The organism is Pseudomonas sp. GD04015, from assembly GCF_029837675.1.
GTDB classification, from domain to species: Bacteria; Pseudomonadota; Gammaproteobacteria; order Pseudomonadales; family Pseudomonadaceae; genus Aquipseudomonas; species Aquipseudomonas paralcaligenes.
In genome coordinates this window covers 17,157-39,449 of the sequence record NZ_JAOEEE010000021.1, presented here as the reverse complement: position 1 = coordinate 39,449, position 22,293 = coordinate 17,157, and the positions used below count along the sequence as shown (strand labels likewise).

Genomic DNA, 22,293 nt, shown 5'->3' with positions numbered 1-22,293 from the left:
TCCGTCAGAACAGGAAATCGGCTCACCAGCTCAGGTAGAACATGCCCTTGGCCAGCAGCACGATGCCGACCATGTGGGTGAACACGCTCAGGTGGATGCGGCGGAAATAGGTGGAATTCATGCGCCCGCTGAACAGCAGGTACATGGCGGTGAAGAAGTGCCCGAGCACGCTCAGGGCGAGGGTGATCTTCAGCGTCAGCAGGGTGCCGAAGGAGGTCGCCAGCGGGTCGGCCAGCAGCGGCAGGTAGCGCACCCAGACCATGCCCAGGCCGGCGCTGAACAGCACCAGCAGCACCCAGGGCATCAGACGCCGCGCACGCTTGCCGATGCCCTGCTCCACCTCGCGCATCACCGCGGGCGGCACGTGCTTGCGCACGCCTTCAAGGATCAGCACCTCGAAGAACACTGTGCCGATGAAGATCAGCGCGGCGAACAGGTGCAGGGTCAGCAGGATGGGATAGCTCATGGCTGCGGTGCCTCCAGGGTCATCAGGGTCTGGTGGAGCGCGCTGGCCACCTTGTCCGGCGTGCGTCCGGCGGGGTCGAACTCGCGCAGCGCGCCGCCGCTGAGCAGCACGAAGCGGTCGACCAGGCCCACCAGCTCGGCGGGATGGTGGCTGACGCACAGCAGGGCCGCGCCGGAGGTATCGAGCCAGTCGCGGCAGAGTTCGCACAGGGTCTTGCGCAGGGCGGGGTCCAGCGCGCTGAAGGGTTCGTCGAGCAGCAGCAGGTCCGGCTCCACCGCCAGCGCCCGGGCCAGCGCCACGCGCTGCGCCATGCCGCCCGAGAGCTGGTTGGGCCAGGCCCGGGCCTGCTCGCCCAGGCCGACGCGCGCCAGCCACTCGGCGGCCAGGCGCCGCGCCGTCGCCGGGTCGCGGCCGGCCGCACGCAGGGGGATCTCCAGGTTCTCGGCGACCCGGCACCAGGGCAGCAGGCGCGGTTCCTGGAAGGCCAGCACGGCGTGGCGGAAGCTGTTGCCCAGGGTGCCGCGCCGGGCCTTGAGGGTGCCGGCGGCCAGCCGCAGCAGGCTGCTCTTGCCGGCGCCGCTCGGGCCGAGAATGCCAACCCGCTCGCCGGCCCGCACGCGGAAGTCGACGCCGTTCAGCACCGGGCGGCCGCCAAGGCGCAGGTCGATGGCGTGCCAGTCAAGCATGGGCGGGTTCCTGCCAGCGCCCCATGCGCCGTTGCAGCGGCTGCAACAAGACGAACTCCAGGACTGCCACCAGCAGCAGGATCAGCAGGGTCCAGGCGTACAGACCGGCGCTATCGAAGGTGCTGCGCGCGTTGGCCAGGGCGAAGCCGGCGCCGCTCTCGGCGCCCAGCACCTCGGCCATCACCACCAGGCGCACGCCACCGCAGGTGGCGATCAGCAGGGCCGCGCCAAGCGGCGCCGCCAGGGCGGGCACATAGAGATGACGCAGTTTCTGCCACGGCCCGAAGCGGTAGACCCGGGCCATCTCCAGCAGGCCGCGGTCCACCATCAGCATGCCCTTGACCGTGTTCACGTACATGCCGGGCGCCAGCATCAGCACGCTGATGAACACCACCATCGCCGAGCCCAGGCCGAACCAGAGCATGGCCAGCACGACCACCACCACCGGCGGCGTGGCCATCAGCAGCCAGCGCAGCGGCTCCAGCAGGCCGCGCAGGCGCGCATCCAGCCCGGCCAGCAGGCCCAGGCAGAAACCGAGCAGGCAGCCCAGGCCGACGCCCAGGCCGATACGCAGCAGGCTGGCGCCAGCGTGCAGGCGGAAATCGGCCTCGAACGGCAGCCGCCACATGGCGTCCAGCGTCTGCAGCGGCGTCGCCATCAGCAACGGACCGAGGCGCATCGCCAGCAACTGCCAGCCGAGCAGGATCAGCGCGCCGCCGAGCAGCGCCCAGCGCCGGGAGGTGGGTCGGATATCGTTCATCGTCACGGCCCGTAGAAGCCGGCGGCCGGCATCGCACCGCCGATGGCCTGGGGATGGCGCTCGGCGATCAGCCGGTAGAGCGCCTCCAGTGGCCCGCGGGCCTCGCTGGCGGTGCGGCTTTCCAGGCGGGTGACGCGGATGGACTGCTCGATGGCCGCGACCGGCAGGTGCGGCAGGTGGCGGTGGACCAGCTCCGCGCACTCGCGGGCCTGGGCGCTGCACCAGCGCGCGGACTCGCCATAGGCGTCGACCACGGCGCGGGCCAGCTCGCGCCGGTCGGCCACCCGCGCGCTGGCCATCAGCCCGGCCTGGGGCAGTTCGGGCTGCGCGGGGAAGGATTGCTTCCAGGCGCTTTCCAGGCTCTGCACGCGGAACAGCGGCGCGCCCTTCTGCTGCTGGTTGCGCCACAGCAGCAGCGACACGGCGGGCTCCACCAGCAGCGCGTGGTCGGCGCGGCCGGCCAGCAACAGCGCCTGGGCGTCCTGGCCGTCGCGCACCGGGCGCAGGGTCAGGTCGCGCCCCGCCTGCAGGCCGTGGCTGAGCAGCAGTTCGTCGACCAGGATCGCCGGCAGGTCGCGCTGGAACGGCAGCGCCAGTTCCTTGCCCGTCAGGTCGGCGAAGCCCTGCACCGCCGGGTCGCGGCTGACCAGCCAGATGATGCCCCACACCGACACGTTGAGCAGGCGCACCGGCTGGCCGCGCCCGGCCATCAGCGCCGGCAGGTTGACCGGTGCCGCGCTGTAGTCGATCTCGTCGTTGGCCAGCAGCACACGCAGCTGGTCCGGGTTCTGCCACAGGCGGAACTCGACCCGCTGCGCATGCGCCTCCAGCGCCCCGCTCTCGACCATGTGCAGCAGCGGGAAGCTGACCACTGCGGCAGGACCGGCCAGGCGCAGGACCTCTTCCTTCGCGGCCACGACGGGCGCGAGCGAGGCGGCACAGCCGGCCAGCCACAGGGAGACGAGCAGCCGGGCGGCACGTCGATTGAATGATTCGCGAATAAGTCTTATCTTCATTCGCGCATCATCACCGCCGGCACGCCAGCTACCAATGACAAATGTTAAGTCCCGGGCAGATTGCGGCGAATGCCGCCAGCTGCTGTCGTCAGTTCCCCTGTTCGCCGATCTGCCCGCCGAGCTGATGGCGGCCCTCACCGCCTCGGCCACCTGCCTGCGGGCCGAAGCCGGCGAGCTGTTGTTCCGCGAGGGCGAGGCAGCCGAGCACTTCCTGCTGGTGCGCCAGGGCTGCGTGGAGATGATGCGTTTCACCAGCGAGGGCGAGGAGCGGGTCTTCCACCTGTTCCGCGACGGCCAGCTGATCGCCGAGGCCGCCATGTTCATGCCCCACGGCCGCTACCCGATGAACGCCCGCGCCCAGTGCGACAGCGCCTTCTACCGCCTGAGCCGAGCGGCGCTGCGCAAAGCCTGCGAGAGCCACCCGCCGCTGGCCATGCGCATGCTGGAAAGCCTCAGCCTGCGCCTGTATCGCCAGGTCAACGAAGTGGACTGGCTGACCGCCAGCTCGGCGTCCCAGCGCCTGGCCGCCTACCTGCTCGGCCTGCACCGGCGCCAGGGCGACAACCTCAGCCTGCCGATCAGCCAGCGCCAGCTCGCCACCCACCTGGGCATCCGCCCGGAATCGCTCAGCCGGCTGCTGTCCGACTGGCAGCAGGCCGGCCGGGTGCGCGGCCGCCTGCGCCAGTGGGTGCTGTGCGACCTGCCCTACCTGCAGCAGTTGGCGAGCGCCGCCACCCGCACCTTCTGAGCGGCTACCAGCTCAGCACGAACATCGCCTTGGCCAGGAACAGGATGCCGAGCATCTGCACCAGCACGCTGAGGTGGATCAATCGCGAGCGGGCCGGGGTCATGCGCCCGGTGCGCATCAGGAAGACCACGCCGAGGAAGTGACCAAGGATGCTCAGGGCCAGGCAGATCTTCAGGGTCAGCAGGGTGCCGAAGCTGCTGGCGAAGGGCTGCGCCAGCGCGCTCCGGTAGTGCCAGGCCAACCCCAGGCCGGCACCGTACAGCGCCAGCACCACCCAGTGCATGACCTGGCGGGCGCGCTGGCCCAGGGCCTTGGACAGCTGCTCGCGCGGCGCGGGCTCCAGGGTGCGGGCGGCGCGGCTGAGGATCATCACCTCGAAGAACACGCCGCCGATGAAGCAGGCGGCCGCCGCCAGGTGAGTGAATTTCAGCAGCAGGTACAGCATGTTCTCTCCTCGGCGCCCCCGGCGTGCGATGCCTATGTCGCAGCCATGATGCGGCCGGGCGGGATCGGCGCCATGACGGAGGTCAACGGAAGGGAAAGGTCATGTCTCGATAACGTGCAGGCGGCGCAATCCTGCGTGTGCGCGGCGGCGATCCGGTTTCATCCGAGAATTTCGCGGCCAAGGCCGCTCCCACGGGAGGCTATGCGGACTTCATCGCCCGCACTTCGTCCACGCCGCGGTTGGCCAGCTGGTCGGCCTTCTCGTTGCCGGGGTGGCCGGTGTGGCCACGCACCCAGCGCCACTCGACCTGGTGGCGGTTGACCTGCTCGTCCAGCGCCTGCCACAGGTCGGCGTTCTTCACCGGCTCCTTGGTGGAGGTCTTCCATCCGCGCTTCTTCCAGTTAGGCATCCACTCCTGAATGCCCTTCATCACGTACTGCGAGTCGGTGACCAGGCGCACCCGGCAGGGCCGGGTCAGGGCGATCAGCGCGCAGATCGCCGCCATCAGCTCCATGCGGTTGTTGGTGGTGTTGGGCTCGCCGCCCCACAGCTCCTTCTCCGCACCCTTGTAGATCAGCAGCGCGCCCCAGCCACCGGGACCGGGATTGCCCTTGCAGGCGCCATCGGTGTAGATCTCGACTATTTCTTCGCTCATCGAATGCTCTGCAGGTCTGTTGGCGTTTCAACGCGCAACTGGAAGGGCCGTGACAAGCGCCAACCGGCCCTATTCCTCGGAATCGCACCGGCTCACCTTGGCCACGGGCATCGGCACCAGCTTGCCCATGCTGGCGCGCTGCGGCGGGCGCAGCGGCCGCAGGCCGACCACCAGCTTGCGTGCCACCAGCAGGTAGAACCCTGCGCCAGGCGCGTGCATGCGCGCGCCCCAGCGCTCCAGTCCGGCCAGCCGCGCCTGCCAGGCCGGCGCGGAAAGCGGCGGACGATAGCACCCGAAGCGGCGTTTCTCCAGCGCGAAGCCCAGCAGGCTGAGCCAGTCCGCCAGGCGGCTGGGCGAGATGCAGCGGGCCTGGCGGAAGCCGTCGCGGGCGAAGTAGTGGCGCAGCCCCCAGGTACTCCAGGGATTGACCCCGGTGATCAGCAGGTGGCCGCCGGGGCGCACGCTGCGCGCCGCCTCGCGCAGCAGGCCGTGGGGCGAGAGGCAGAAGTCCAGCCCGTGCTGCAGCACCACCACGTCGGCGGCGTGCTCGCCCAATGGCCAGGCCTGCTCCTCACAGGCGATGTGCACGCCGGCCAGCGGCGCGCCCAGGCGGACGTTGCAGCGGATCTGCGGCGCGCTGGGCGGCTCGGCCTCGGCCGGGCCATAGTGCACCAGATAGCCGCCGAAATAGCGCGCCAGCTCCTCGTCCAGCGCCTGCCGCTCCTCCATCAGCAGCAGCTCGCCGTGGGGCGAGGCCAGCCACTCGCGGGCAGCGCGGGTCAGTTGCAGCCAGTCGGCATCGGCCTGGGCGAAGGGTTCGCTCATCGCAGCCTCCATGAACGAGCAGGACGTAGGTAACGATCTCGCAAGCCAGAGATGAACGATGGAGAACGTGGCCGAGGAAGCAGAGTTTACGAGTGCTAAATGAGCACTCCGAGGACGCTTTCTCCATCGTTTAGCCGACGCACAGCAGATCGTGGCGGGTTGTTGCGCTTAAGATGCGCCATTGTTCCCCAAATGGCGACCCCGAACATGTACCGGATCGATGCCCTTCCCGCCTTCAGCGACAACTACATCTGGCTGCTGCAGGACGCCACCACCCGCCGCTGCGCCGTGGTCGACCCGGGTGATGCCCAGCCGGTGCTGGACTGGCTGGCCGCCCACCCGGACTGGCGGCTCGACGACATCCTTGTCACCCACCACCACCCCGACCACGTGGGCGGGGTGGCCCGGCTCAAGGACGCCACCGGCGCCCGCGTATCCGGCCCCGCGCGGGAGAACATCCCGGCCCGCGAAGTGGCGCTCGACGACGGCGCGCGGATCGAGGTGCTCGGCCGCGACTTCGTCGTCCACGCGGTGCCCGGCCATACCCTGGGCCATATCGCCTACCACCAGGCCCAGGAAGGCTGGCTGTTCTCCGGCGACACCCTGTTCGCCGCCGGCTGCGGCCGGCTGTTCGAGGGCACGCCGCAGCAGATGAATGCGTCGCTGCAGTGCCTGGCCGCCCTGCCGGACGCCACCCGCGTCTACTGCGCCCACGAATACACCCTGAGCAACCTGCACTTCGCCCGCGCCGCGGAGCCGGACAATACGGCCGTCGCGCAACGCTTCGAGGAGGTCAGCGCCTGGCGCGCGGCCGGGCGGATCAGCCTGCCGTCGACCATCGGCCTGGAGAAGGCGACCAACCCCTTCCTGCGCTGCGGCGAAACATCCATTAAAGAAAAAATCGACGAGCGGGACGGCGCCCGGCAGCGTACGGAAGACGAGGTCTTCGCTGCGCTGCGCGGCTGGAAGGACCAGTTCAAGGTGGCCTAGCGACCCGTCGGCGGGCTGGTGAAAACTTGACCACCCTGGGGGCCGTTTCTAGAATCCCTCCACTTTTTTGGGCCGACAGATACTAGATAACAATGTTTTTATTACCTTTCGGAACCCTTGATTCAACGGAACTGACGCGACGGGCAAGGGCTCTGGCGGTAATGGCATGCATGGGCCTGGCAGGCTGCCAGAGCACGGCCCCGGTCGAGCAGAGCCGCGATACCGACCCCGCCGTGACCCTGCAGCAGGAGCCGCAATGGCTCGCCGAAGCGGTCGAGCCGGAGCTGCCCAAGGACATCTGGGACCGGATGCGCGACGGCTTCGGGCTGCAGGACGAGATCGGCATCAACCCGCGCATCGAGAACCAGCGCCTGTGGTTCGTCAGCAACCCCTCCTTCCTGGAAAACGCCAGCACCCGCGGCAGCCTCTATATCCACTACGTGGTCGAGCGCCTGGAAGAACGCAAGATGCCGATGGAGCTGGCCCTGCTCCCGGTGATCGAGAGCGCCTACAACCCCTACGCCTACTCGCGCAGCCACGCGGTCGGCCTGTGGCAGTTCATCCCCTCCACCGGCCGCCACTTCAACCTGCGCCAGACCAACTGGTACGACGGCCGCCGCGACATCACCGCCTCGACCAACGCGGCGCTGAGCTACCTCACCCGCCTGCACGACATGTTCAACGGCGACTGGCTGCTGGCGCTGGCCGCCTACAACGCCGGCGAGGGCACCGTGAGCCGGGCCATCGAGCGTAACCAGAAGCTCGGCCTGCCGACCGACTACTGGAACCTGCCGCTGCCCAAGGAAACCCAGGACTACGTGCCCAAGCTGCTGGCCCTGTCGCAGATCGTCATGTCGCCGGAGGCCTACGGCGTCGCCCTCAGCCCCATCGCCAACGAGCCCTACTTCCAGCAGGTGGCGAGCAAGCCGGGGCTGGACCTGGCGCGGCTGGCGGCCATGGTCGACATGGAAGAGGACGAGCTGGAGAGCCTCAACCCGGCCTTCAAGAAAGGCATCACCATGGACGGCCCACAGCACCTGCTGGTGCCCATCGACAAGGCCGAGCAGTTCAACGCCAGCCTCTCGCTGATGAAACCCCAGGAACTGGTGCAGTGGCAGGAATACCGGGTGCGCGCGGGCGACAACCTGCACAGCATCGCCAACCGCCACCACCTGACGGTGAACGCCCTGAAGGACGTCAACAAGCTGAGCGGCAACAACCTGCGGGTCGGCCAGGTCCTCACTATCCCGTCCGCGGGCGGGCGCGAGCCGGTGCGGGCACTGCACGAGCAGGTGGCCAAGGCGCCGCCGCCCGCCAGCCACCCGCAGCGCTACAAGGTGAAGCGCGGCGACAACCTCTGGCAGATCGCCAACGCCCACGGCGTCTCGCTCAAGGACCTGCAGCGCTGGAACGGCCTGAACGCCGGCAGCAAGCTGAGCCTCGGCCAGATGCTCGACATCCGCGGCGGCTCGGGCGGCACCGGCAACTCGGTGGCCGCCGGCGGCAGCAAGGCGCGGCAAAACGTGACCTACTATCAGGTCAAGAGCGGCGACTCCATGTACCTGATCGCCCAGCGCTTCAAGGTCAACGTTGAGCACATCCAGCGCTGGAACCCGCGCAGCGACAGCCGCGCGCTCAAGCCGGGACAGACCCTCACGCTGTATCTCGACTGACAACAAGGCCGCCCGAGGGCTAATTGCCTTCAGTTAAGGCATTTTCCATGGTCGGCGAGCGCCATTGCCCCCTGTGGGAGCGGACTTGTCCGCGAACGAGGCTGGCAACAAAGTATCGCGGCCAATCGGAATGCCGCCCAGCCGCACCCACAAGAGCAGAATTGCGCCACCAACACGTAAGCGGGTACATAGCCTTTTCGTGGGCTGCATACCTGTTACGCGCTGCAGTGCAATCTTCTGGATTCCCGCCTGCGCGGGAATGACGGTTCTCGGAGGGGCTCCACTCCCACCGCGTCATCTCCGCGCAGGCGGGAGCAGCTGTATCGCTGAACAGCGCTTGCGCTGGCCCGAAGGAATAATCCAGGCGCAGGCAGCTGCAGTGTTCGGCTAGAGGTCTTGGCCACGCGGGGACATAGCCCTGTCGTCAGCGCTTGCCCAGCGCCTCCAGGCAACGCACGGTCAGCTGGGCGAAGCGCTGGAAGGCGACGAACTGCTCGTGTTTCAGCGCCCGCCCGGAAACCCGGCAGTCCGCGTACAGCACGCCGATCTCGCGGCTGCCGGCCAGCAGCGGCGCGATGAAGAACATGCCCTGCCCCAGCTGCTGGCGCATCGGCAGGGTCACCAGCTCGGCCAGGTTGTAGCTGGCCGGCACCCCCATCCACAGCGCCTCGCGGTTGCGCAGCACATAGCTGAAGATGTGCGGCTGCTCGATCTGGGACGCCGGCAGCTGGAAGTCGCTCAGCCAGCGCTCGGTGCCCTCGCCTATCGCCCGCTTCACCCGGAAACGGGTCTGGCCGTCGGCCAGCACCGCCAGCATCACCCGCTCCAGCCCGGCGCCCCGGTGCAGGCCCTTGAGCAGAGTGTCGAGAATCATGCCGACGTCGGCCTTGCTGCTGACCATCATGCCCAAGTCCTGCAGCGCCTGTTGCAGCACCAGTTGGTCGGGCTGCAGCAGGCGCGCCTTGCGCTCCTGCTGCTGGAGGCGGATCTGCTCCGGATCGGTATCGGGAATCAGCCGGCACAGCTGGCCGGCACCGAAGGTGGTGGCCACCTCCACGGTCTCCCGGGCGCTTTCCAGCACCTGCCGCAGCGCGTCCTCGGGGCTGACGCCGGTGAACTCGGCCACCTGCTGCACCAGTTGCTCCATCTCCGGCGAGTCCCAGCCCTCCAGCGCCGCTTCGCTGATCTTCACGCCCAGACCGATGGCGCGCACCGCCGGATCGTGCTGGTTGCCACCGCCATGGGCGAAAGCGGCCAGTTCGCCCAGGTTCCAGCTCCGCACCAGGCCCTGGGTCAACTGGCGGAAGCTGGTGCCGAGCACCTCCCGCACGGCCTCGTCCGGGTCCATGCCGGGCCGCTCCAGGGCGACGGCCAGCTCATCGGCCTGAGCGCCGCCGCTGGCCCAGAACGCCAGTTCGCCCACCGTGTGCAGCAGCGCGGCGATGAACACCTCCTCCTCGCTGCGGCTTAGCACGTAGCCGGCGATGTTGCGCGCCTGCACCGCGGCGTGGAAAGAGCGCGCCAGGAGCATCTGCAACTGCTCGCGTGGCGCCTTCGCCAGCAGGCTGTCGATCAGGCACACCGACATGCCGATCAGGCGCACGTTGTCGAAGCCGATCAGCACGATGGCCCGGGAGATGGTGCGGATGCTTTCCTGGGAGGGGTTGTAGTAGGCGCTGTTACCGACCCGCAGCACCTTGGAGGTCAGCGAAGCGTCGCGCAGCAACACGTCGGCCAGTTGCTGCACTGAGGCCCGGTCGGCCTGGGACAGGCGATGCAGGTCCTGCACCACGGCGGCGAGCGCAGGCAGTTCCGCCTGGTTCAATCTGTCGATCCATGCCTGTAACCCGATACTGCGTTCCGCCAAGACAGCGACCTCGTTTCATCTCGTTCAAGTGTAGGCAAAATGATGGCACAAGCCGCATGGAAGGTGCTCTTTTTCCAGCGGATACAAGCTGTTACTGTACCGGCAAACAATCGGTCGGCATGCCCGTGCAAATCGGCGATCATCCGCCGCCAACCGCAGCGAAAAACCAGCACCCTGCCTCTATATGCCGCCAGAAGCCCAATGGACCGGACTCCGCACCCGATGCGTCTCCTGCTCTCGCTGATCCTTGGCCTGGCCATGAGCTTCCCCGCCCTGGCGACCCTTAGCGAGAGCCATGGCTACGCCCAGTTCGGCATGCTCAAGTACCCGGCGAGCTTCACCCACTTCGACTGGGTCGACCCCGCTGCGCCCAAGGGCGGCACGCTGCGGATCATGGCCTATGGCACCTTCGACACCCTCAATCCCTACAGTTTCAAGGGCAGCAGTCCGTCGGCGGCGCCCAACTTCCTGCAATACGGGGTCAGCGAGTTCAACGAGCCGCTGATGGTGGGCACCGGCCCCTACGACCCCTCGGGCGACGAGCCGGCCTCCAGCTACGGCCTGATCGCCAAGAGCGTGGAATACAACGAGGACCGCAGCTGGGTGGTGTTCAACCTGCGCAAGGAAGCCCGCTTCCACGACGGCCAGCCGATCACCGCCTACGACGTGGCCTTCTCCTACCGCACCCTGGTCAGGGACGGTCATCCGCAGTACCGCACCAACCTGCAGGAAGTCAAACGGGTCGACATCCTCAGCCGCCACCGCATCCGCTTCGTGTTCAAGCGCGCCGGCAACCCGCTGCTGATCCTGCGCCTGGGCGAACTGCCGGTGCTGGCCCAGCACTACTGGAAGAAGCGCGACTTCAAGGCCACCAGCTTCGACGTGCCGCTGGGCAGCGGGCCCTACCGCATCGTCCAGGTGGACCCCGGGCGGCGCCTGGTGTTCGAGCGGGTCAAGGACTGGTGGGGGGCGAAGCTGGCGGTCAACCGCGGCAAGTACAACTTCGACCGGGTCGAGGTGGAGTTCTACCGTGACAGCAACGTGGCCTTCGAGGCGTTCAAGGCCGGCGAATTCGACTTCTACATCGAGCACCAGGCGAAGAACTGGGCCAACGGCTACCGCTTCCCGGCCATCGCCCGCGGCGACGTGATCCGCGCCGAGATTCCGCACCAGATCCCCACCCAGACCCAGGCGCTGTTCATGAACAGCCGCCGCGACATCTTCGCCCAGCGCAAGGTGCGCGAGGCGCTGGGCCTGATGTTCGACTTCGAGTGGACCAACCGCGCCCTGTTCAACAGCGCCTACAAGCGCAGCACCAGCTACTACCCGAACAGCGAGTTCTCCGCCACCGGCAAGCCGGAGGGCGGCGAATGGCTGGTGCTCTCGCCCTACCGCAAGCAGCTGCCGGCCAAGTTGTTCACCGAGCCCTTCGCTCTGCCCGCCACCGACGGCCGCGGCATCCCGCGGGAAACCCTGCGCCGCGCCCTGGGCCTGCTCGCCGAGGCGGGCTGGAAACCTTCCGGCCAGCGCCTGGTCAACGCCAAGGGCCAGCCCCTGCGCTTCGAGATACTGCTGGTCAACCCCAACCTGGAACGCATCCTCCAGCCCTACACCGAGAACCTCGCCAGCATCGGCATCCGCGCCAGCCTGCGTACCGTGGACCGGGCCCAGTACAAGCAGCGCCTCGACCAGTTCGACTACGACATGATCCTCATGACCCTGCCGCAGAATCTCAGCCCCGGCCTGGAGCAGTGGCAGTACTTCCACTCCAGCCAGGCCGGCGTCAAGGGCAGCAGGAACTACGCGGGCGTGCGCCACCCGGTGGTCGACGCCCTGCTCGACAAGCTGCTCGCCGCCCAGACCCGCGAAGAACAGGTCTCGGCCGCCCGCGCGCTGGACCGGGTCCTGCTCTGGCAGCACTACAGCATTCCCAACTGGTACATCAATCACCATCGTCTGGCGTACCGCAACCGGTTCGCCTTCGTCACCACCCCGCCCTACACCCTCGGGCTGCGGGCCTGGTGGCTGAAGCCCACGGAGACCGTTCGATGAGCCCCACCCTGCGCACCCTCGGCGCCGCCGCCCTGCTGGTCCTGGCCGGCGCCGCCCAGGCCGAACCCAGGCACGCCCTCACCCTGTACGGCGAGCCGCCGAAGTACCCGGCGGACTTCAAGCACTTCGACTACGTCAACCCGGAGGCGCCCAAGGGCGGCCTGCTGCGGCAGCGCGGGATCGGTGGTTTCGACAGCTTTAACCCCTACATTCCCAAGGGCAACCCGGTGGACGTGGAACCGCTGATCTACGACAGCCTCACCTACCACTCGCCGGACGAACCCTTCACCGAGTACGGCCTGCTGGCCGAGAAGATCGACAAGGCTGAGGACAACAGCTACGTCCGCTTCCTCCTCAACCCCAAGGCGCGCTTCCACGACGGCCAGCCGGTGACCGCCGAGGACGTCATCTTCACCTTCAATACCCTGGTCGAGAAAGGCGACCCCATGTACCGCCACTACTACGCGGACGTGGACAAGGTAGTGGCCGAGGACCGGCTGACCGTGCGCTTCGACTTCAAGCACAAGGACAACCGCGAGCTGCCGCTGATCCTCGGCCAGATCCACGTGCTGCCCAAGCACTGGTGGGCCGACCGGGACTTCTCCAGAGGCGGCCTGGAGCCGCCGCTGGGCAGCGGCCCCTACCGCATCGGCAAGGTCTCGCCGGGCAGCCGCGTGGAGTTCGAGCGGGTCAAGGACTGGTGGGGCCAGGACCTGCCGGTGAGCCGCGGCCTGTACAACTTCGACCGCATCCGCGTCGACTACTACCGCGACACCCAGGTGGCCCTGGAGGGCTTCAAGGCCGGCCAGTTCGACGTCAACCTGGAATACTCGGCCAAGGACTGGAACACCGGCTACGACTCCCCTGCCCTGCGCGCCGGCCGCTTCGTGATGGCGGCCATCCCCAACCACAACCCCGCCGGCATGCAGGGCTACGTGTTCAACCTGCGCCGGCCGATGTTCCAGGATCGCCGCGTGCGCGAGGCCATCGCCCAGCTGTTCGACTTCGAGTGGGCCAGCAAGCAACTGTTCTACGGCGCCTACAAGCGCACCGGCAGCTACTTCGCCAACTCCGAGATGGCGGCCACCGGCCTGCCCGACGAGGCCGAACTGAAAATTCTGGAGCCGCTGCGCGACAAGCTGCCGCCGGAAGTATTCACCCAGGAGTTCAAGCCGCCGGTCAGCGACGGCAGCGGCATCATCCGCGAACAGAGCCGGCGCGCCTTCCAACTGCTCACCGAGGCCGGCTACCGCATCGAGGACGACAAGATGATCGGCCCGGACGGCAAGCAGCTGGCCTTCGAGTTCATCAACTTCCAGCCCAACCTGGAGCGGGTGATCCTGCCGTTCAAGCGCAACCTGGCGGAACTGGGCATCGACCTGCAGATCCGCCGGGTCGACACCTCCCAGTACATCAACCGCCTGCGCTCGCGGGACTTCGACATGACCTCGGCGATCTGGCCCCAGTCCAACTCGCCGGGCAACGAACAGCGCGAATTCTGGCACTCCGCCAGCGCCGACAACCCCGGCAGCCGCAACCTGATGGGCCTGCGCGACCCGGCCATCGACCAGCTGGTGGACGGCCTGATCCGCGCCGACTCGCGGCAGGCGCTGATCAGCCACGCCCGCGCGCTGGATCGCGCCCTGCTCTGGGGCCACTATGTGGTGCCCAACTACTATGTGGACACCTGGCGCGTGGCCTACTGGAAGCGCTTCGGTCGCCCGGCGGTGACCCCGCTCTACGACTACGGCCTGATGACCTGGTGGGAAGAGGCACCGGCGGCCCCGCCACGCAGCAAGCCCGCCAAGACCACCGAGCAGGAAGCCCCTTGATGCTGGCCTATATCGTCCGCCGCCTGCTGCTGATCATCCCCACCCTGCTCGGCATCCTGCTGATCAACTTCATCATCGTCCAGGCGGCGCCGGGCGGCCCGGTGGAGCAGATGATCGCCAAGCTGGAAGGCTTCGACGCCGCCTCGGGCGGCGCCACCGGCCGCGTTTCCGGCGGCGGCGGCGAGGTCGCGGTGGCCGGCTCCAACTACCGTGGCGCCCAGGGCCTCGACCCCGAGCTGATCGCCGAGATCGAGAAAATGTACGGCTTCGACAAGTCGGCTCCCGAGCGCTTCTGGCTGATGATCAAGAGCTACGCGCAACTGGACTTCGGCGAGAGCTTCTTCCGCGATGCCACGGTGATCGACCTGATCCTGGAAAAGATGCCCGTGTCCATTTCCCTGGGCCTGTGGAGCACGCTGATCACCTACCTCGTCTCCATCCCCCTGGGCATCGCCAAGGCCACCCGCCACGGCAGCGCCTTCGACGTCTGGACCAGTTCGGCGATCATCGTCGGCTACGCCATCCCCTCGTTCCTGTTCGCCATCCTGCTGATCGTGCTGTTCGCCGGCGGCAGCTACTGGGACTGGTTCCCCTTGCGCGGGCTGACCTCCGGCAACTTCGACGAACTTAGCCTGGGCGGCAAGATCCTCGACTACTTCTGGCACCTGGCCCTGCCGGTGACGGCCCTGGTGATCGGCAACTTCGCCACCCTCACCCTGCTGACCAAGAACAGCTTCCTCGACGAGATCGGCAAGCAGTACGTGGTCACCGCCCGCGCCAAGGGCCTGACCGACCGGCGCGTGCTCTACGGCCACGTGTTCCGCAACGCCATGCTGATCGTGGTCGCCGGCTTCCCGGCCGCCTTCCTCGGTATCTTCTTCGCAGGCTCGATGCTGATCGAGGTGATCTTCTCCCTCGACGGCCTCGGCCTGCTGGGCTTCGAGTCCATCGTCAACCGCGACTACCCGGTGGTGTTCGGCACCCTGTTCATCTTTTCCCTGTTCGGCCTGCTGGCCAAGCTGGTGAGCGACCTGATGTACACGCTGATCGATCCACGCATCGACTTCGAAAGCCGGGAGAACTGATCGATGAAGCTCTCTCCCCTCAATCGACGCCGCTTCGCCCTGTTCAAGGCCCACAAGCGCGGCTGGTGGTCGCTCTGGCTGTTCCTCGTCCTGTTCGTGCTCAGCCTGGGCGCGGAGCTGATTGCCAACGACAAGCCGCTGGCCGTGCGCTACGACGGCGAGTGGTACTTCCCGGTGCTCAAGCGCTACCCGGAGACCGCCTTCGGCGGCGAGTTCCCGCTACAGGCCAACTACAAGAGCCCCTACATCCAGGAACTGATCGCGGCGAAGGACGGCTGGATGGTCTGGCCGCCGATCCCGTTCAGCTACTCCAGCATCAACTACGAGCTGCAGGTGCCGGCCCCCGCGCCGCCCTCGGCGCAGAACTGGCTGGGCACCGACGACCAGGGCCGCGACGTGCTCGCGCGGGTGATCTACGGCTTCCGCGTGTCGGTGCTGTTCGCCCTGGCGCTGACCCTGGCCAGCGCGCTCATCGGCGTGCTGGCCGGCGCCCTGCAGGGCTACTACGGCGGCTGGGTAGACCTGGCCGGACAGCGCTTCCTGGAAGTCTGGTCGGGCCTGCCGGTGCTCTACCTGCTGATCATCCTGGCCAGCTTCGTGCAGCCCAACTTCTGGTGGCTGCTGGGCATCATGCTGCTGTTCTCGTGGATGAGCCTGGTCGACGTGGTGCGCGCCGAGTTCCTTCGCGGCCGCAACCTGGAATACGTGCGCGCGGCCCGCGCGCTGGGCATGGGCAACGGCGGCATCATGTTCCACCACATCCTGCCCAACGCCATGGTCTCGACCATGACCTTCATGCCCTTCATCCTCACCGGCGCCATCGGCACCCTGACCTCGCTGGACTTCCTCGGCTTCGGCCTGCCGGCCGGCGAACCCTCGCTGGGCGAGCTGGTGGCCCAGGGCAAGGCCAACCTGCAGGCGCCGTGGCTCGGCATCAGCGCGTTCGCCGTGCTGGCCCTGATGCTCAGCCTGCTGGTGTTCATCGGCGAAGCCGCCCGCGATGCCTTCGACCCGAGGAAATGAGATGACCGATCCGAACAACCTCATCGAAGTGCGCGACCTGGCCGTCGAGTTCGTATCCGGCGACAAGGCCCAGCGGGTGATCGAAGGCGTCAGCTTCGACATCCGCCGCGGCGAGACCCTGGCCCTGGTCGGCGAGAGCGGCTCCGGCAAGTCGGTCACCGCCCACTCCATCCTGCGCCTGCTGCCCTACCCGCTGGCCCGCCACCCGGCCGGCAGCATCCGCTACGGCGAGCAGGACCTGCTCAAGCTGCCGCCGGAGAAGCTGCGCGGCATCCGCGGCAACCACATCGCCATGGTGTTCCAGGAACCGATGACCTCGCTCAACCCGCTGCACAGCATCGGCAAGCAGATCGGCGAAATCCTCGCCTGGCACAAGGGCCTGAGCGGCGAGCCGGCGCGCGCGCGGATCATCGAACTGCTGGAACTGGTCGGCATCCCCGAACCGGCCAAGCGCCTCAAGGCCTACCCCCACGAACTGTCCGGCGGCCAGCGCCAGCGGGTGATGATCGCCATGGCCCTGGCCAACGAGCCGGAGCTGCTGATCGCCGACGAACCGACCACGGCGCTGGACGTCACCGTGCAGCTGAAGATCCTCGACCTGCTCAAGGACCTGCAGGCGCGCCTGGGCATGTCCATGCTGCTGATCACCCACGATCTCAACCTGGTGCGAAGAATCGCCCACCGCGTATGTGTCATGCAGCGCGGTCGCATCGTCGAACAGGCGTCGTGTGACGAATTGTTCCGCACTCCGCAGCATCCCTATACCCGGGAACTGCTCGGCGCCGAGCCCAGCGGCGAACCGGCGGCCAACCCCGCGGGCGCGCCGCTGCTGGAAGTGGACGACCTGCGCGTGTGGTTCCCGATCAAGAAGGGCGTGCTGCGGCGCACGGTCGACCATGTGAAGGCGGTGGACGGAATCGACTTCAGCCTGCCCCAGGGCCAGACCCTGGGCATCGTCGGCGAGAGCGGTTCCGGCAAATCCACCCTCGGCATGGCGATCCTGCGGCTGCTCGGCAGCCAGGGCGCCATCCGCTTCCAGGGCCAGGCGCTGGACGGGCTGTCGCAGAAGGCCGTGAGGCCCCTGCGGCGGCAGATGCAGGTGGTCTTCCAGGACCCCTTCGGCAGTCTCAGCCCACGCATGAGCGTGGGCCAGATCGTCGGCGAGGGCCTGCGCATCCATGGCATGGGCAGCGAAGAGGAGCAGGAACAGGCCGTCATCGACGCGCTCAAGGAGGTGGGACTGGACCCGGATACCCGGCACCGCTACCCCCATGAGTTTTCCGGCGGGCAACGGCAGCGGATCGCCATTGCCCGGGCACTGGTGCTGAAGCCGGCGCTGATCCTGCTGGACGAGCCCACCTCGGCGCTCGACCGCACGGTGCAGCGCCAGGTGGTGGAACTCCTGCGCTCGCTGCAGGCCAAGTACAACCTGACGTACCTGTTCATCAGCCACGACCTGGCGGTGGTCAGGGCCCTGAGCCACCAATTGATGGTGGTGAAACAAGGCAAGGTGGTTGAACAGGGGCCGGCCGAGCAGGTGTTCGCCACGCCGCAGCACCCCTATACCCGGCAGTTGCTGGAAGCCGCGTTCATGGCTCCGACGACCGCCGACTCACTGAAAGAGGAATAACGCACATGGGTTTTCTCGCCGGTAAGCGCGTACTGATCGTTGGCGTGGCCAGCAAACTGTCCATCGCCTCGGGCATCGCCGCCGCCATGCACCGCGAGGGCGCCGAGCTCGCCTTCACCTACCAGAACGACAAGCTCAAGGGCCGCGTCGAAGAGTTCGCCGCCGGCTGGGGCTCCAACCCCGAGCTGTGCTTCCCCTGCGACGTCGCCAGCGACGAGGAGATCGCCAAGGTCTTCGAGGCACTGGGCAAGAAATGGGACGGCCTGGACTGCATCGTCCACTCCGTCGGCTTCGCCCCGGGCGACCAGTTGGACGGCGACTTCACCGAAGTCACCACCCGCGACGGCTTCAGGATCGCCCACGACATCAGCGCCTACAGCCTGGTGGCCCTGGCCAAGGCCGGCCGCGAGCTGATGCAGGGCCGCAACGGCAGCATCCTCACCCTCTCCTACCTGGGCGCCGAGCGCACCATGCCCAACTACAACGTGATGGGCATGGCCAAGGCCAGCCTGGAGGCCGGCGTGCGTTACCTGGCCGGCAGCCTCGGCCCGGAAGGCACCCGTGTCAACGCCATCTCCGCCGGCCCGATCCGCACCCTGGCGGCCAGCGGCATCAAGAGCTTCCGCAAGATGCTCGCCGCCAACGAGAAACAGACCCCGCTACGCCGCAACGTGACCATCGAGGAAGTCGGCAACGCCGGCGCCTTCCTCTGCTCCGACCTGGCCTCGGGCATCAGCGGCGAAATCCTCTACGTCGACGGCGGCTTCAACACCACCGCCATGGGCGCCATCGAGGAGTGATCTCCGGCTCGGAGACGAAACTCGCCGTGACGAAACTCGCCGAATAGCGCAAAGAAGCACGCCGCGACTCCAAGTCGCGGCGTGCTTTCTGTTTCAGCCAGGCAAAACATGAAAAAACCGATACCAGGCGACTGGTATCGGTTTCTTGGTGCCGCTCAGCGAATCGAGCTAGGCCATCAGTAACACCAGATGTCCATCGGCGGTACCGCGTTGCAGGTATTGGCGGCGCAGCTACCGCCACCATTACCGCTGTTCAGCTCGATGCCTTCGTCGATGCTGGAGTTCACCGGCCCCACCTTGATCTGCAGATTGGCCGGCAGATTGTCGATGCAGTAGTTGCCATCGAGGTCGCTGAGCGCGGAAGTGCCCAGCGGCGTCGAGTTGGAGACATCCCGGGCGAACAGCTGCACGTCTTCTCGACGGTTCGACAGGTCGCACTGGTAGACGAAACCGCTCACGCAGGCGGGAGCGCTATTGGAGCCGCCCGGCTGCAGGTTCACTGTGGCACAGGGCGAGCCCGCGGCCGGCGCGGTCACCGTCTGGGAGGGGTAGCCCGCGGCGTAGATCACAGCCTGGGCCAGCTCCATCACGCTCAGCTGGAACGCGCCCTGGGCATCGCTCTGCGTGTGGGAGCCCGAGCTGGCGAAGACGGTCACGCCCGAAACCGGTTGGCCAGAGCCGTCCAGAACGGTGCCACTCACACAAGCCAGTCCGGCCGGCAGCACGAGGTCTGCCACCACAACCGCACTGCCGTTCGCACACAGGCTGCCTGCGGCGCCGGCCTGCACCTGCTGTGTGGGCGAGTTCAAGCTGATGCCCTGGATAACGCGATTGGCCCGCAGAGCACTGACAGAATCGGCTTTCACCTTCTGGCAGTAGTAGCCGTTGGCATCGGTCAGTACCGGATTGGTGCTGCCGTTATAGTCCACGCCCAGGGAAGACACGCTGGCACCGGCGACCGGCTGGCCGATCTGGTCGACCACCCGCCCTCTGACTTCGGCGAGGGTGATCACCTGATCGCTGTTCCACCAGGAAAAATGCGCAACGGTGGCGAACACGGCCAGTCGATTGGGCTGCGACGTGGAAGCAGCCACCTGGCCGGTGCCCTCCTCCTGCCAGAGCCCGCTGGCGGTATCGAAATGCCACATCGGGGTGACATCGCCTTCCTGCAGGCGGGTGTTCGCCGGCAGCAGCAGCTCGATGTCGGCGGTGCTTCCCGGCTTCAGGTTCACCTTGTTGGAGCCCTGGTACAGGCTGAAGTCCGCCATGCTGAAAGACTCCAGCGTCTCCAGGCGGCCATCGGCGGTACGCGCACCGAATTCACCCGGAGCACCGTTGATCGCGGCGGTCGAGACGTCGACCGGCGTGATCACCACCTCCACCGACTGGCCGGCGTTGCCGGTCAGGCTGTCCGGGCTGAAGCTGACCTTGAAACCGGCCTCGGCCAGCGTACCGCCCAGAACCGGGTCGAACGATTGCACCGCGCCACGCTTGAGCAGGGTCTTGTTGATGGTGGCCTCGCGCAGCAGCTTGTACTCGTAGCGCGGAAGCCATTTCCCGGTCGGCACCTTCTGCACCAGGCTCACGGTTCCCTGGGTCGAGGTGAAGCCCTCCTTCTCGAAGCTCAGGAAGAGGGTCTGGGTCGGCACGATGCCCTGGAGCGTGAACAGGCCACCCGGATTGGTAATGGCCTTCTGGCCGCGCTTGAGGATGATGCCCTCGCGCACCTGCACGGTCACCCCTTCGAGAGGGCGACCGTCGACGTCGAAGACCTGGCCGGAAATGGTGGATTTGCCCTGCAGCGGCAGGGTTGCCTGGGCGGGTGAGCTGAAAAGGCCGGCCGTGCCGAGCACGACCAGCAGGAGTCGACACCACTGCTTGAACATCTTTTCGTCCTTGAAAGGTTGTGGGGCGGCGACTATATCAACCCAAAATCGTCAAGCAATTGACCAATCATCCATTGATAGTCAATTTTTGAGCACCAGCTCTCAGCTCATGCAAAAAGGCGGCGAGCGCGTCTCAGTCGTTGCGCTTGGGCGACAGCAGCTCGACCTTGTAGCCGTCCGGGTCTTCGACGAAGGCCAGGATGCTGGTGCCGTGCTTCATCGGGCCCGGCTCGCGGGTGATCTTGCCGCCGCGGGAGCGGATGTCCTCGCAGGCCTTGTAGACGTCTTCGACTTCCAGAGCGATGTGGCCGTAGGCGGTGCCCAGTTCGTACTGGTCCACGCCCCAGTTGTAGGTCAGCTCGATCACGCTGTTCTCGGCCTCGTTGCCGTAGCCGACGAAGGCCAGGGTGAACTGGCCGTCCGGGTACTCCTTGCGGCGCAGCAGGGTCATGCCCAGCACCTCGGTGTAGAAGGCGATGGAACGGTCCATGTCGCCCACGCGCAGCATGGTATGCAGCAGTCTCATCGTTTTTTCCTCATCGTTGCCCGTGTGCGGGCTTATAAAAACAGAACCCCGGCTCGTGGCCGGGGTTCGTCTGGCTCGGTGCGTTCAGCTTATCAGAACAGCTTGCGGCCCTTGCCGGCGGCGATGCGCATGCGCAGGGCGTTGAGCTTGATGAAGCCCGCCGCGTCCGCCTGGTTGTAGGCGCCGCCATCTTCCTCGAAGGTCGCGATGTTGGCGTCGAACAGCGAGTCGTCGGACTTGCGGCCGACCACGATGACATTGCCCTTGTACAGCTTCAGGCGCACCACGCCGTTCACATCGGCCTGGGAGGCGTCGATCATCTGCTGCAGCATCAGACGCTCCGGGCTCCACCAGTAGCCGGTGTAGATCAGGCTGGCGTACTTGGGCATCAGCTCGTCTTTCAGGTGAGCCACTTCGCGGTCCAGGGTGATCGACTCGATGGCGCGGTGGGCCTTGAGCATGATGGTGCCGCCGGGGGTCTCGTAGCAGCCGCGGGACTTCATGCCGACGTAGCGGTTCTCGACGATGTCGAGACGTCCGATGCCGTTGGCACCGCCGAGGCGGTTGAGTTCGGTGAGCACCTGCGCTGGGGTCAGCTCCTTGCCGTCGATGGCGACGATGTCGCCCTTGCGGTAGGTCAGCTCGATGTAGGTCGGGGTGTCCGGGGCGTTCTCCGGGGAGACGCTCCACTTCCACATGTCTTCTTCGTGCTCGGTCCAGGTGTCTTCCAGCACGCCGCCCTCGTAGGAGATGTGCAGCAGGTTGGCGTCCATCGAGTACGGCGACTTCTTCTTGCCGTGGCGCTCGATCGGGATGCCGTGCTTCTCGGCGTAGTCCATCAGCTTCTCGCGGGACAGCAGGTCCCACTCGCGCCAGGGGGCAATCACCTTGACGCCCGGCTTCAGCGCGTAGGCGCCCAGCTCGAAGCGCACCTGGTCGTTGCCCTTGCCGGTGGCGCCGTGGGAGATGGCGTCGGCGCCGGTCTCGTTGGCGATCTCGATCAGGCGCTTGGCGATCAGCGGACGGGCGATGGAAGTACCCAGCAGGTACTCGCCCTCATAGACGGTGTTGGCGCGGAACATCGGGTAGACGAAGTCGCGGACGAATTCTTCGCGCAGGTCGTCGATGTAGATTTCCTTGACGCCCATGGCCTGGGCCTTGGCGCGGGCCGGCTCGACCTCCTCGCCCTGGCCGAGGTCGGCGGTGAAGGTCACCACTTCGCAGTTATAGGTGTCTTGCAGCCACTTGAGGATCACCGAGGTGTCCAGGCCACCGGAATAGGCCAGAACTACCTTTTTGACGTCCGCCATGCCAATCAACTCCAGGGG

At 67.0% G+C, this 22,293-nt stretch carries 20 protein-coding genes; 9 read left to right on the top strand and 11 right to left on the bottom strand.

The window, feature by feature from the left end; all coding sequences use genetic code 11:
- Positions 1-22: 22 nt before the first annotated feature.
- The 4 genes from N7640_RS17090 to N7640_RS17075 are packed head-to-tail and all read right to left on the bottom strand — an operon-like array spanning position 23 to position 2,928.
- Positions 23-466: a hypothetical protein gene (locus tag N7640_RS17090; protein WP_220815752.1), complete on the bottom strand. Its 444-nt coding sequence runs from the start codon at positions 464-466 to the stop codon at positions 23-25.
- Complete coding sequence (locus N7640_RS17085) at positions 463-1,152, bottom strand: ATP-binding cassette domain-containing protein (RefSeq protein ID WP_279902001.1); 690 nt, start codon at positions 1,150-1,152, stop codon at positions 463-465. Before N7640_RS17085 ends, N7640_RS17090 begins: the two co-directional genes overlap by 4 nt.
- Positions 1,145-1,912 carry an ABC transporter permease subunit gene (locus N7640_RS17080; RefSeq protein ID WP_279902003.1) on the bottom strand — a complete coding sequence of 256 codons (768 nt, stop codon included), beginning with the start codon at positions 1,910-1,912 and terminating at the stop codon, positions 1,145-1,147. The genes N7640_RS17085 and N7640_RS17080 overlap by 8 nt, the downstream gene beginning before the upstream one ends.
- A gap of 2 nt (positions 1,913-1,914) precedes the next feature.
- The gene (locus tag N7640_RS17075) at positions 1,915-2,928 is read right to left on the bottom strand and encodes an ABC transporter substrate-binding protein (protein ID WP_279902004.1); all 1,014 of its coding nucleotides are present in this window, start codon (positions 2,926-2,928) and stop codon (positions 1,915-1,917) included.
- Between the two features lie 34 nt (positions 2,929-2,962).
- On the opposite strand from N7640_RS17075, the gene N7640_RS17070 reads away from it, so the two are divergent.
- Positions 2,963-3,676 (top strand): Crp/Fnr family transcriptional regulator, encoded by a 714-nt coding sequence (locus tag N7640_RS17070; protein WP_279902005.1) that lies wholly within the window; start codon positions 2,963-2,965, stop codon positions 3,674-3,676.
- Between the two features lie 4 nt (positions 3,677-3,680).
- On the opposite strand, the gene N7640_RS17065 is transcribed toward N7640_RS17070, so the two are convergent.
- From N7640_RS17065 to N7640_RS17055, 3 genes are all read right to left on the bottom strand, one after another.
- Positions 3,681-4,121, bottom strand: a complete 441-nt coding sequence (locus tag N7640_RS17065) for a hypothetical protein (protein ID WP_220815748.1) — start codon at positions 4,119-4,121, stop codon at positions 3,681-3,683.
- 199 nt (positions 4,122-4,320) lie between these two features.
- Positions 4,321-4,776 carry a ribonuclease HI gene (rnhA, locus tag N7640_RS17060; RefSeq protein WP_220815747.1) on the bottom strand — a complete coding sequence of 152 codons (456 nt, stop codon included), beginning with the start codon at positions 4,774-4,776 and terminating at the stop codon, positions 4,321-4,323.
- Positions 4,777-4,845: 69 nt separating this feature from the next.
- Complete coding sequence (locus N7640_RS17055; protein WP_279902006.1) at positions 4,846-5,601, bottom strand: methyltransferase domain-containing protein; 756 nt, start codon at positions 5,599-5,601, stop codon at positions 4,846-4,848.
- Between the two features lie 207 nt (positions 5,602-5,808).
- Here N7640_RS17055 and gloB point away from each other — a divergent pair, with 207 nt between their 5' ends.
- The gene (gene gloB / locus N7640_RS17050) at positions 5,809-6,591 is read left to right on the top strand and encodes a hydroxyacylglutathione hydrolase (protein WP_279902007.1); all 783 of its coding nucleotides are present in this window, start codon (positions 5,809-5,811) and stop codon (positions 6,589-6,591) included.
- Between the two features lie 92 nt (positions 6,592-6,683).
- Positions 6,684-8,264, top strand: coding sequence for a lytic transglycosylase domain-containing protein (locus N7640_RS17045; protein WP_279902008.1), 1,581 nt, complete (start codon positions 6,684-6,686; stop codon positions 8,262-8,264).
- A gap of 424 nt (positions 8,265-8,688) precedes the next feature.
- Here N7640_RS17045 and N7640_RS17040 read toward each other — a convergent pair whose 3' ends face one another.
- Positions 8,689-10,131, bottom strand: coding sequence for an HDOD domain-containing protein (locus N7640_RS17040; RefSeq protein WP_279902009.1), 1,443 nt, complete (start codon positions 10,129-10,131; stop codon positions 8,689-8,691).
- 222 nt (positions 10,132-10,353) lie between these two features.
- Here N7640_RS17040 and N7640_RS17035 point away from each other — a divergent pair, with 222 nt between their 5' ends.
- The 6 genes from N7640_RS17035 to fabI are packed head-to-tail and all read left to right on the top strand — an operon-like array spanning position 10,354 to position 18,553.
- On the top strand, positions 10,354-12,183 hold the full coding sequence (locus N7640_RS17035; protein WP_279902010.1) for an extracellular solute-binding protein: 1,830 nt from the start codon (positions 10,354-10,356) through the stop codon (positions 12,181-12,183).
- Positions 12,180-14,015, top strand: a complete 1,836-nt coding sequence (locus tag N7640_RS17030; protein WP_279902011.1) for an extracellular solute-binding protein — start codon at positions 12,180-12,182, stop codon at positions 14,013-14,015. Before N7640_RS17035 ends, N7640_RS17030 begins: the two co-directional genes overlap by 4 nt.
- Positions 14,015-15,100 carry a microcin C ABC transporter permease YejB gene (locus N7640_RS17025; RefSeq protein WP_220815740.1) on the top strand — a complete coding sequence of 362 codons (1,086 nt, stop codon included), beginning with the start codon at positions 14,015-14,017 and terminating at the stop codon, positions 15,098-15,100. The genes N7640_RS17030 and N7640_RS17025 overlap by 1 nt, the downstream gene beginning before the upstream one ends.
- Positions 15,101-15,103: 3 nt before the next feature.
- On the top strand, positions 15,104-16,123 hold the full coding sequence (locus N7640_RS17020; RefSeq protein ID WP_279902012.1) for an ABC transporter permease: 1,020 nt from the start codon (positions 15,104-15,106) through the stop codon (positions 16,121-16,123).
- A 1-nt stretch (position 16,124) separates the two neighbouring features.
- Positions 16,125-17,753, top strand: a complete 1,629-nt coding sequence (locus N7640_RS17015; RefSeq protein ID WP_279902013.1) for an ABC transporter ATP-binding protein — start codon at positions 16,125-16,127, stop codon at positions 17,751-17,753.
- 5 nt (positions 17,754-17,758) lie between these two features.
- The gene (fabI, locus tag N7640_RS17010; protein ID WP_279902015.1) at positions 17,759-18,553 is read left to right on the top strand and encodes an enoyl-ACP reductase FabI; all 795 of its coding nucleotides are present in this window, start codon (positions 17,759-17,761) and stop codon (positions 18,551-18,553) included.
- A 176-nt stretch (positions 18,554-18,729) separates the two neighbouring features.
- On the opposite strand, the gene N7640_RS17005 is transcribed toward fabI, so the two are convergent.
- The 3 genes from N7640_RS17005 to N7640_RS16995 form a co-directional block, all read right to left on the bottom strand.
- Positions 18,730-20,439: a carboxypeptidase-like regulatory domain-containing protein gene (locus tag N7640_RS17005; RefSeq protein ID WP_279902016.1), complete on the bottom strand. Its 1,710-nt coding sequence runs from the start codon at positions 20,437-20,439 to the stop codon at positions 18,730-18,732.
- A 133-nt stretch (positions 20,440-20,572) separates the two neighbouring features.
- Positions 20,573-20,965, bottom strand: a complete 393-nt coding sequence (gene gloA, locus N7640_RS17000; protein ID WP_279902017.1) for a lactoylglutathione lyase — start codon at positions 20,963-20,965, stop codon at positions 20,573-20,575.
- 92 nt (positions 20,966-21,057) lie between these two features.
- Positions 21,058-22,275 (bottom strand): argininosuccinate synthase, encoded by a 1,218-nt coding sequence (locus N7640_RS16995; protein ID WP_220815734.1) that lies wholly within the window; start codon positions 22,273-22,275, stop codon positions 21,058-21,060.
- Between the last annotated feature and the right edge of the window lie 18 nt (positions 22,276-22,293).